Source organism: Bradyrhizobium sp. (genome assembly GCF_030697065.1).
GTDB lineage: Bacteria > Pseudomonadota > Alphaproteobacteria > Rhizobiales > Xanthobacteraceae > Bradyrhizobium.
This window is the reverse complement of sequence record NZ_JAUYQU010000050.1, coordinates 1-11,122: the sequence shown is the minus strand read 5'-3', so window position 1 is coordinate 11,122 and position 11,122 is coordinate 1. Positions and strand designations below refer to the sequence as shown.

General features: G+C 60.4%; 7 protein-coding genes. 4 read left to right on the top strand and 3 right to left on the bottom strand.

Annotated features, from left to right (window positions below):
- Positions 1–548, top strand: a 548-nt coding sequence (locus Q8R73_RS03535) for a GNAT family N-acetyltransferase (protein WP_371126023.1), incomplete at its 5' end; no start/stop codon positions are given.
- 227 nt (positions 549–775) lie between these two features.
- On the opposite strand, the gene Q8R73_RS03530 is transcribed toward Q8R73_RS03535, so the two are convergent.
- Genes Q8R73_RS03530 through Q8R73_RS03520 form a run of 3 tightly spaced genes read right to left on the bottom strand, consistent with a single transcriptional unit; the run spans position 776 to position 4,270 of the window.
- Positions 776–1,705: a CHAD domain-containing protein gene (locus tag Q8R73_RS03530; RefSeq protein ID WP_305718151.1), complete on the bottom strand. Its 930-nt coding sequence runs from the start codon at positions 1,703–1,705 to the stop codon at positions 776–778.
- Positions 1,677–3,260, bottom strand: a complete 1,584-nt coding sequence (locus Q8R73_RS03525; protein ID WP_305718150.1) for a bifunctional aminoglycoside phosphotransferase/ATP-binding protein — start codon at positions 3,258–3,260, stop codon at positions 1,677–1,679. Before Q8R73_RS03525 ends, Q8R73_RS03530 begins: the two co-directional genes overlap by 29 nt.
- Before the next feature lie 26 nt (positions 3,261–3,286).
- Positions 3,287–4,270 (bottom strand): zinc-dependent alcohol dehydrogenase family protein, encoded by a 984-nt coding sequence (locus Q8R73_RS03520; RefSeq protein WP_305718149.1) that lies wholly within the window; start codon positions 4,268–4,270, stop codon positions 3,287–3,289.
- A gap of 241 nt (positions 4,271–4,511) precedes the next feature.
- On the opposite strand from Q8R73_RS03520, the gene Q8R73_RS03515 reads away from it, so the two are divergent.
- From Q8R73_RS03515 to Q8R73_RS03505, 3 genes are all read left to right on the top strand, one after another.
- Positions 4,512–7,205, top strand: coding sequence for a bifunctional acetate--CoA ligase family protein/GNAT family N-acetyltransferase (locus Q8R73_RS03515; RefSeq protein ID WP_305718148.1), 2,694 nt, complete (start codon positions 4,512–4,514; stop codon positions 7,203–7,205).
- Between the two features lie 367 nt (positions 7,206–7,572).
- A complete protein-coding gene (locus Q8R73_RS03510; RefSeq protein ID WP_305718147.1) occupies positions 7,573–10,779 on the top strand; it encodes an AAA family ATPase in 3,207 nt (1,068 codons plus the stop codon).
- Between the two features lie 47 nt (positions 10,780–10,826).
- A partial coding sequence (locus Q8R73_RS03505) for a hypothetical protein (protein ID WP_305718146.1) occupies positions 10,827–11,122 on the top strand: 296 nt, incomplete at its 3' end.

Below are 11,122 nucleotides of genomic sequence, written 5' to 3'. Positions count from 1 at the left end.
ATCGTTACCGGCTTTGTCGGTGCGGTGTGGCTGGGGATCAAGGTAATGCTCGGCAAATAGCCGCGCGCCCCCCCGCACGCCCGACGCCGCTTGGCGACCAAATGCACAGGGGCTGGCCGATGTACAGGATCCGTGAGGTCGACGCGCATGATGATGAAGTCGCGGACACACTGACGGACCTTCACCGGCTGACTTTCTTCGATCAGGCTCCGATTCCGGAATTCGATCAGGGGCATTGGTGGTTTGCTTTTCATGAAAGTGTCCCGGTCGCCTTTGCTGGTTTGGTTGAATCGACTCGCGTGTCAAACGCAGGATACTTCTGTCGGGTCGGTGTGTTGCAGAAGCACCGTGGCCGTGCGCTGCAACTGCGGCTGATGCGTGCGCTGGAATTTCGTGCAAGGCGCAATGGATGGAGTACCGTAGTTTCGGATACCACCGACAATCTTGCCTCCTCGAACAATTTTATCCGCGCCGGCTACTGGCTGTACCGGCCGCCATATCCATGGGCTTTTCCGAACACACTTTACTGGAGAAAATATGTGAAATAGTAGACGCGAAAGTGCGACTCCTTCTGACACTGCGATACCCGCCCGGTGGCCTTACGGCTGCCGGGCTTTTTTGTTTTTGGTAGGTGTGCGCGAGATGGCCCGCCGCGACGTCTTCTCCCTGGTCTTGCTGCGCGGCAAAACGCGACTGTCGCAAATAGTTCATGGGCAACCTATACTTGGTCGACTCGGTTGAAATTGTCCCTGGAAATACTGTTCCGGCTTCCCACTCACTTCAACGCAGCCAGTTTCCGGTAGGCCGCGGCTGCTGCCCGGATCAGCCGCTTCTCGCGCTTGTCGCTGAGGAACGGAAAGGACGCCTTGATGCCTTCCTGCTCCAGAGCGGATGCCAGAGCGTGGCCTCTCGCATCGTCGTTCAATTGCCCAAGCACTTTCTGAGCCCGACGCAGGTACTTTCGCGCGGCCTGTTGCCGCAATAGGTCCTTGTCTGGGAACAACTCCTCGACAGCTTCGATCGAATAGCAAAGCTTCTTGTTCAAAAGGCGCAGACGATGCCGCTTCTCGGTATCCATTGTCGCAAGCTTGCGGCTCTTCTTCAGCAGCTTCTTCTGCCACTGCGTCAGTTTGCGCGCGCTGTAGGCAGCGATCGGAGAAGCGCGTTTTCTGGTGGGGACTTTTCCCTTCCGCATCGACCAGGACCCGCGCTCGATCCAGTCGGACGTGTCCTTGACCAGCCGTTGATATCTGTTTGACTTGAGTGCCCGCGCCAGATGTCGGTGGCCTTCCGCGCGCTTGGCAGTCCATGCCAGATAAGAGAGCGTTGCCTGTGGACTTCGCTTGTGGGCGGTCTTTAACCGTTTGATCGCAACATCGAGGTCGCGCATATTGCCTAGATGGCTGTTCAGCCATTTCAGATCGGCCTTCACGCGCTTCCGCGCAGAATCCGAGACCATGGGTACGAAGAACAAGATGGCTGTGCGCAGATGCGTAAGGGCGATGCGCATCTGATGCAGCGCTACAGGATCACCTCTGCACGTCGCTTCATGATTTGCAGCCAAGCCGCCGAGAGCGCGGCGTGCGATGATTCGAAACGCGGTGTCGCAGGCCGTCGTTCGCCTCAGCCGCGGAATTGGCCCGCGGTGCAGAGTGCCTCCCGTCGGGGGCGCGGCTTTACTTGATGTTTCGGGGGAGGGGGCCATGGCTGCTTTCACCGTCGGCCTGAGCTGGCTCAACCGGGGCTATCCGAGTTTGGCAGTCTTCCAGAGTTTGCCCGGGTGTTCCTGATGCGTCGACGACGATCCAATCGATGGCGCCGACGTCATAGTGCTCCTGGAGCCCGACGATCTCAGGCGTCGCGTCTGAAGCGTCGCGCCGGCGGTGCTCGACGCGGCTAATTCGGATAGCAAGGTCGGCTACGAGAAAGAAGCCGACAAACCTCACATTCAACCCCCGCGCGACATCTTTGATGGCGGTTCGCTCCGCCTCGTGGGCAAATACCGCATCCACCACAACAGAATGCCCCTGGGCAAGGATCCGAAGCGCACGTTGCAGCAAGATTTCGTAAACTTGTTCGGTAATTTCCGGCCGGTACGCACTCTCGGGGAGTCGATCCGCGTCTTTGACTTTGAACAGCTGCTTGCGCACTACGTCGCTGCGCAGCACGATAGCCCCCGGAAGCGGTGCGATGTCAGGGGCGAGCGCGCGCGCAAGAACGGATTTTCCGGTTCCGGACAAACCGCCAACCGACACGAGTGTCGGCGCCGGGGGGTGGATCAACCGGCGCGCCAGCTCGAAATAGGACTGCGCCGATTGTATGACGGCAGTCTTTTCTTCGTCGCCCCGGTCAAGCCGGGCAAGCAGCACATGTGCTCGGATAGCCGACCGCAACGACATGAACAAAGGAAGAGCCGCAAGGCCATCGGGAGTTTCGCCGCCTGCCATCCCGAGATATCGGTTGAGTAATGCGTTGGCTGCAGCGTACCGGCCGGAGTGAATGAAGTCCATCACCGGAAAGGCAAGATCGTAGAGCATATCGACCGAGGCGATCTTGGGATCGAACTCGATCGCATCGAACAACACAGGCTTGCCTTCGATCAACACAATGTTGGCCAGATGCAGGTCACCATGGCAGCGCCGCACTTGCCCTTGTTGACCGCGCAGTTCCAGCAATCCACGTATGCGCGCAAATGCCAATAGGGACGCTTCCCTGAGATTATTGATTTGGCCAGCAGGGAAGTAGCCAGCGTCATGGAGCGCCCTGGCATTGCCCTCTATGATGGAGAAAATCGACTCGATCCATGGTGCTACAGGTGCGGGGGGCGCGACCGCGTGAGCGGCGGCGACCGCGTCCGCGATGGCGTCGACCAGGGCGGGATCGAGCGCGCCGGCTTCGGCCAGATGGTCTATGGTCTGGCACTCGTCGAAGCGGGCCATCTCAATGGCAAATTCTACGGGTGCGCCGTCGCCGTCGACAACAAGCGAGCCATCGGCGCCTCGCGTGATGGGAACCACGCGGCGATAGATTTGCGGCGCAAATTGACGGTTTATCCTTATCTCCTCATCACAGGCGGCTTTCCGCTTCTCCAGCGTAGAATAGTCGAGATAGGGAAGCCGCACGGCGCGCTTGATCTTCAGCGCGCGGTCGCCTTCGAGGAACACTGATGCCGCATGCGTATCGATTCGATGGACATGCGGATGTATCGCGGGGTCTGTCAGGAAGGCGAAGACCCACTCTTGCGTGCGATCGGCTGTCATTGAGACGGTCATGCGGGAGCCGGGCCTTAGGGTTGGAGAACGGCCGCGCCCAGGATTTGTCCCGTCCGCAACCTTGTCAGGACGTCGTTAGCCTCGGCCAGCCGGAACGCCGCGGTCTGGGTTCGGATTCCCGCCTCCGGAACGATCTTGAGGAAATCCAGTCCGTCCTGGCGGGTGAGGTTCGCGACCGACACTAATTGCCTTTCCCCCCAAAGCAGACTGTAGGGAAAGCTTGGAATATCGCTCATATGGATGCCTGCGCATACTACCCGGCCGCCCTTGCGAACTGCCCGCAACGCCGCGGGCACCAATTGTCCGGCGGGGGCGTAGATTATGGCGGCATCGAGCAAAACGTCTGGAAGCTGATCCGACGCTCCAGCCCACGCAGCCCCGAGCTGAAGCGCGAAAGTCTGTGCGCCGGTGTCGCCGGATCGCGTGAATGCGTAAAACGACCGGCCCTGCCAGCGCGCGATCTGGGCAACGATATGTCCAGCCGCGCCGAACCCGAAGATGCCGAGCCGCCTGGCATCGCCTGTCATCACCAGCGACCGCCAGCCGATCAGTCCTGCGCACAATAGCGGCGCGATCGAGACATCGTCGCCGTCCTCGCCGAGTGGAAAGGCATAGCGCGCATCGGCTATGGCGTGAGTAGCGAAGCCGCCGTCGCGAGTGTAACCTGTAAACTGCGGGTGGTCGCAAAGATTCTCCATACCTCGCATGCAGAATTGGCAGACGCGGCAGGTATAGCCGAGCCAAGGGATTCCGACCCGGTCTCCGATCTGGTGCGCGGTGACATTACGGCCAACGAGATCGACGCGGCCGACGATTTCATGCCCGGGAATGATGGGATATTTGATGCCGGGAAGGTCCGCATCCACGATATGGAGATCAGTACGACAAACGCCACAAGCCATCACCTGTACGCGAATTTCTCCGTCGCTGGGACGAGGGTCCGTGCGCTCCTGCATCTGCAGAGGTTTCCCCGGCGCCGACAGGACCATCGCACGCATCTGTTTCTCCGGAAGGAACCCGTTCGGTGAACAGGACAATACATACGCCCGATAGCCGGCGGGCCCTTGACCTCAATCAAGTACTCACCATGGGAACCGACTATCGGATCAAGGCGCTTGCACGTCAAACCTTGTCATCGTGCGGCCACCGGATCGGGCTTATTATGTCCGAAGGCGCCCGTTCACACGCGCGGGCGTGCCATAACCCACAGGCCGGCGCGTGGGCCGGGTAATTGAACCTATGTCAGTCTATCGTTTGAAAAATGTACTTTTGCCCAGCTCGGTCGCGTTGGTCGGGGGTAGTCCGCGGCCGGCATCGGTCGGTCGCGCCATTCTTGAAAATATTCGCAAAGCAGAGTTTCGAGGTGAATTTGGGCTCGTGAATCCACGCTATTCCGAGATCGACGGAGTTTCCAGCGTCGGCAGTTTGAGCAAATTGTCGTTTGTACCCGAACTCGTGGTGATCACCGCGCCCGTGCCGGCTATCGTGGGGCTGGTTGATGAAGCGGGAAGACTGGGCGCTGCGGGCGCTCTGATCATCACTGCCGGGCTTGGTCATGGTGCGGGATCTCCGGCGGAGGCTGCCGAACGCGCAGCTCGCAAATACGGAATGAGGCTGATAGGGCCCAATTGTCTTGGCGTTATGATTCCGGGCGCGAACCTCAATGCCAGTTTCTCCGCGCACATGCCAGGTCCGGGAACTCTGGCGCTGATCTCCCAGTCTGGGGCCATTGCCGCAGGGATGGTCGATTGGGCGGCGCAGCGTGCGGTGGGATTTTCCGGAATTGTCTCCGTCGGCGACCAAATCGATGTCGATATCGCCGATCTGCTGGATTATTTCGCAATGGACGGCAAGACGAAGGCGATACTGCTCTATGTCGAAGCGATCAAGGACGCCAGCAAGTTCATGTCCGCGGCCCGCGCCGCCGCCCGTATCAAGCCTGTTGTGGTTGTCAAATCCGGCCGCAAGGCGCAAGGCGCGAAGGCGGCTGCGACTCACACCGGTGCACTGGCCGGATCGGACGAAGTTTACGATGCCGCTTTCCGCCGTGCCGGTGTCTTGCGGGTTTCCGATCTGCGCGAGTTGTTCGACTGCGCCGAGACGCTGGGCCGCCTCGAATCGCCACCGGGCAAGCGGTTGGCGATCCTGACCAATGGCGGCGGCATCGGTGTTCTGGCCATAGACAGGCTTGTCGAACTGGGGGGGATCCCCGCCGCAATCGCCTCCGAGATCAGACTGAAGCTCGACGCGGTGCTGCCGTCGACATGGTCCGGATCAAATCCCGTCGATATCGTTGGCGATGCTGACCCGGCGCGCTACGCCGCTGCGCTTGAGCTGTTGCTGACCGACCCGAGCAATGATGCCGTTCTGGTAATGAACGTCCAGACCGCGATCGCTTCGGCCGAAGAGATCGCTGCTACCGTAACCGTTGTGGTCGGCAAGCATCGTGTAAAACATGGCCGCTCGGCCAAGCCGGTGCTGGCGGTCTGGGTCGGAGCGGACCAGAAAACCGGCAGCCTTCTGAGCGGCGCCGGGATTCCAAACTTCTCCACCGAGGATAGTGCGGTGCGTGGCTTCATGCACCTCGTGAAGCATCGAGAGGTGATGGCGGCGCTGACGCAGGTTCCACCAGCCATGCCGAGCGAGTTTGCGCCCGAAACCGAGGTTGCCCGCGAGGTCATTGCCATGGCGCTGGCCGATGGCCGCCACTGGCTCGACCCGGTCGAAGTCAAGCGGCTTCTTGAAGCCTATGATATCGCGATGGTGCCGACGTTTGCAGCGGCTGATGCCGATCAGGCCGCCGCTTATGCTTCAGAACTGTTCGCGAAGGGCGCTACCGTAGTGCTCAAGATCATGTCGCGGGACATAGTTCACAAGTCCGATGTCGGCGGCGTCGTCCTGAATCTCACCACTCCTGAGGCGGTAAGAACAGCGACGGCCGGGATACTCTCCCGAGCCAGGGCTCTTCGACCGGAAGCGCGGATAGCCGGCGTGATCGTGCAGGCGATGGTGGTCCGCCAGAAGGCGCGCGAACTCATTGTGGGCTTCGCCGACGATCCGACCTTCGGCACCGTGATCGTATTCGGCCGCGGCGGCATTGCGGTCGAGATCATCAACGACAAGGCGCTGGCGCTGCCTCCGCTCGACCTGCAACTGGCCCGCGACCTGATCGAACTCACGCGCGTTTCGCGGCTGTTAGGCGCCTACCGGGATGTGTCCGCGGTCAAGCCAGATGCCGTCGCAATGGTTTTGGTCAAGCTGGCGCAGATGGCGGCGGATATTCCGGAGATCCGCGAACTGGACATCAATCCGCTGCTGGCTGACGAGGCCGGTGTGCTCGCCGTCGATGCGCGCGTCGCCGTCGGGATCGTGGAGCGAAAATTCAAGGGGTCGGGTCCCGGCAATTTTGCCGTGCGGGCCTATCCGTCGCAATGGCAGCGGCACCTTGAGGTCAAGGATGGTTGGCGGGTCTTCGTGCGCCCCATCCGCCCCGAGGACGAGCCGCTGATCCATGAATTCCTGCGGCACGTCACCAGCCATGATCTGCGGTTACGATTCTTTGCGCCGATGAAGGAGTTTACCCACGCGTTCATCGCCCGACTGACGCAGCTCGATTATGCCCGAGCGATGGCCTTCGTCGCGGTCGACGAGACCACTGGTGAGGTGCTTGGCGTCGTTCGAATTCATTCGGACTCGATCTACGAGAGCGGCGAATACGCCATCCTGCTGCGGTCCGATCTCAAGGGCAGGGGGCTCGGCTGGGCATTGATGCAGTTGATCATCGAATACGCCAGGTCTGAAGGCCTCAAGGTGATCGCAGGCGACGTCCTTCAGGAAAATGTCGTGATGCTGGAAATGTGCCGGGACCTCGGATTTGAAGTGAAAGCCGATCCTCACGAGCACGGCATTTGCAACGTCAAGCTCAAGTTATGAATCGACGGGGACCCCGGGCGACTGGTGTAATTGCCGCTTCAGCCGCGCAACTGCGACGGGCGGAATCGCGGCGTGATCTATAGCGTGCGCTGCTTTTAAACGGCCATTCGACCGCAGCGGAATGGGGTAGCCCGGGAAGGGGTCACGCGAGGGCTGGACGGCTCCTGAGCTGCACCCTTTGGATGTGAGGCAGTTTATCTGCAAACTAAACGAGAATCCGAATTGGGCACTCCATCCCGCCGATTGCAAGGTCCCATCCGACACCTTGCTTGCCCGCGCCCTCGTCAATCGCATAATGCGGCTGCAAATGCTTGTTCCGCCATGAACTTTCGATAATCTGAAATCCGGGCGGATGGAGGAGTCGCGAGTGCGTTGTCAGGTTTGTCAGTCGACGCTGAAAGCCGGCGACGTGTATTGCTCGTCCTGCGGCGCGGTCGTCCCCGAACATCCTCCAATAACTTCCGATGCCCGCAGCCGCATCGCCGGCGAGCGGAAATATCTCACGGTCCTCTGTGCCGATTTGCAGCGCTCGACCGATCTTATCTCGGAGCTGGATCCCGAGGCGGCCATTTCCAGGCTCGAACCGGCGCTGATTGCGATGCGCACCGCCGTTCGCCGCAACCGCGGCATCGTCAGCAAGGAAGGCGGTGACGGGCTGATTGCGCTTTTTGGCGCCCCGCATGCCGATGACAATCACGCCGTCATGGCCTGTCACGCGGCGGTCGAACTGGTGCGCCGTGTAAAACTCTTGAACGACCCCGCGCTTCAGGTGCGGGTCGGGGTTCATTCCGGCTATGTCGTTGCCCATGTAATCGAGGCCGACTTTTCCTCGGTCTATGAAGCGGGTGGCCCAGCGGTCCATCTGGTCAAGCGGCTCGAAAATGCAGCGCAAGCCGGAAAAATCCTGGTTTCGGAATCCTGCCAGAGCCTGGCCGCAGGCCTGGTGACCTTCAATGCGCTACCCCCGAGGCGGCTGGAGGGCTTTTCCGGACTTGTACCCTGCTACGAACTTGCCGAAATCAGCGGGCTTACCCGCTGGCGCGCCCGCTCCACTAAGGGACTTTCGTCGTTCGTCGGACGCGCTGAAGAGATTTCCCTGCTTGAGCGGGCGGCGAGGGAGGCCGGTTCGTCCGGACAGATCGTCGCGCTGGTGGGTACGGCCGGCATCGGAAAATCCCGAATCGCGCACGAATTCGTCGGTGCGTTGCGGGAGCAGCACTGGCAGGTGCTGGAGGCGGAAGGCAACCCGCTGGAGCAGGCGGTGCCGTATGCATTGTTAAAGAAGCTGCTCCAGAGCGCGCTGCAGGGTGGCAATGTCCGGCCGGTAAATCAACCTGACCTGGCCGAAGGGCCGGCGGCCGCGCATTCCGATTTTTGGCCGTCCGCGATTTGCTCGGTTCTGGACCAGCCGGTCACGGACAGCCGCTGGAACGATCTCGAACCGTTGCTGCGGCGCCGCGCGATCATCGATGCCGTCCGCAATGTGATCGGCAGCGTCATCGGGACACGACCGACCGCCCTGCTTCTTGAGGATCTTCACTGGATCGATGGTCAAAGCGAAACCGCGGTCGAGTCCCTGATGTCGCTGACGGCAGGCCATCCGCTGCTGGTGCTGCTGACATGGCGGACGGAAGATACGCCGGGATGGCTGTCCCGGCTGGATGTGCGCCGGATCTGGCTGCGGTCGCTGGATGTCTCATCGGCAAACGCGTTGCTTGACGATCTGCTCGGCGCCGGTCCGAACCTGGACGCGCTCAAGGCCCACATCCTTCGCCACACCGGCCAGGTTCCTCTCTTCATCGAGGAGGTTGTCCGGCAGATCCTCAATCGTGGCGTCCTCGATGTCGACGCCGGCCGGTTTGTCGCCAAGACCCCGTGGGACGCACTGGAAATTCCGCCCACCGTGCAGGGGGTCATTGCGTCCCGCATCGATCGCTTGCCAAAGGAGGACAAGGCGCTTCTCCAACTCGCTTCCGTTGTTGGACCGCGAATCCCGCCCCCCTTGCTGACAGCGGTGACCGGCATGCCGGCAGCCGAACTGCAGAGTCGCATATGGTCGCTGGAAATTCTGGATTTTCTGGTCGAGTCGCGGTGGCTCGCTTCGCCCGAGTACGAATTCGCGCACGATCTCATTCGTGAGGTTGCCTACGATTCGATCCTTCGCCCGCAACGGGAGGATCTGCATCGTCGGATATTGGCGGCGCTGGAGGCAAATGCTGCAGGTCAACAGGAGGAGGTTGCCGAGGCGTTGTGCCACCATGCTGTCAAAGCGCAGGACTGGGCGAAAGCAGACCAGTACGGATACATGGCGGCGAAAAAGGCCTTGGCCAGATCTGCATTCCGCGATGCAACAGAATACTTCCAGATTGCGATGGACGCGGTCGACAAGCAATCGGCCTCGACCGGGCGCGAGCAACGGGCGATCGACTTGCGTATCGAGGCCAGGCTTGCATTTGCGCCGCTGGGAAGTATGGAGCAATGGTTTGCTCTTTGCAGCGATGCGGAAGCGCGTTCCGAGAAAATCAGGGATGAACAGCGGCGACTGGCGTCGATCGTCGCCAAGGCGGTGGCCCTGAATTTCTACGGCGCGCCTGTTGAAGCGATCACGGCGTCCGAACAGGCTGTCGCACTGGCCAACAGCCTGGCGGCCACCGCTTGGCTTGGCTATGCCGAATATGTGCTTGGTCAGGCATATTTCATCTCCGGTCGATATCGGGACGCAGAGACGCTCTTAAATCGGGCCAGTATGCGGCTGACCAGCGAACCCGAGAACGTTCCGCCGGGAACGACGGGAACGAGCCTTCTCGTGCTTTGTCATCTGATGAAAGCTCTCGTCTACGTGTCGACCGGGGAGTACGACAGCTCCGAGCAAAGCTCCCAACTGGCAAGCGACCTGGCCAGGAGCAACGATCGACCCTACGACATCATCGCCGCCCTTTATGCGCGCGGCTTCGTCCAGCTGGGCCACGGCAATCTCGAGGAGGCCGAAAAAGCATTGGATGATGCTGCGTCCCTCTCACGCGAGAGCGAGGTCCGTCTGTTCTTGCCCCTCGTATTGTGCGCGCTCGGGAATCTACATTTGCAGAAAGGACATGCCGCCAAAGCCAAGGATATCCTGTTGGATGCAAAGGAGGAGGCCGAGGTAATCGGCCACGCGAGCAGCGCGATGCTGGCACCGGTCTATCTTGCCTCGGCGTACGCACAACAAGGCGAGATCTCCCGCGGACTGGAAGTCGCGAGGGCTTGCCAGGCGGGAGCAAAGCAAAAAGGTTATCACGGGATTGAAGCGTTGGCCGCTTTTTCCCAGGCGCTGATCTCCGCGCTTCAGGGACCGTCCGCTGCGTCCGAAACCATGGCCCTACTTGAACGAACGATCGAACTGGCTGCCCGGCTCGAAAGCAGGCCCTTGCTGGGGATGGCGAAAGGCATGCTGGCCCGCTTGCTAGTGGCTTCGGGCAGAAAGTCCGAAGCACAAAACGAACTGGCTGAGGCCATTGAGCTGTTCGACAAAGCGAAAATGACTATGCAGCTAGAACGTGCTAAGGCAGCCCTCACCAAGCTATCGGAGTTGTGATTTATTGCAGCCACGGCAAATTCGGCCGCTTATCAATGGAGTGAAGGATGGCTTTCGCACCTTACAGTGGGACATTTGAACAGATCATCAATCAAATGCTTGGCCCGGAGAACATCGCCTTGGCGGCCAGCAAGTTTGCCGAGCTGGAAAAGCAGCATGGCCCCTATAGCTTTGGAAAGTTTATCAAATACTTTCTGCCAAAGCCGGAGGACTTCAAGGACTGGGAGAAGGATTCCGGCAAGATATCGGAACCGGTGCGCCGCCGCCTCACCGAAATCGTTTCGGCCAATCTCAAATCCGCATCCCCGATGCCGATGTTGTTGAAGGTGGGCGACAATGTTGA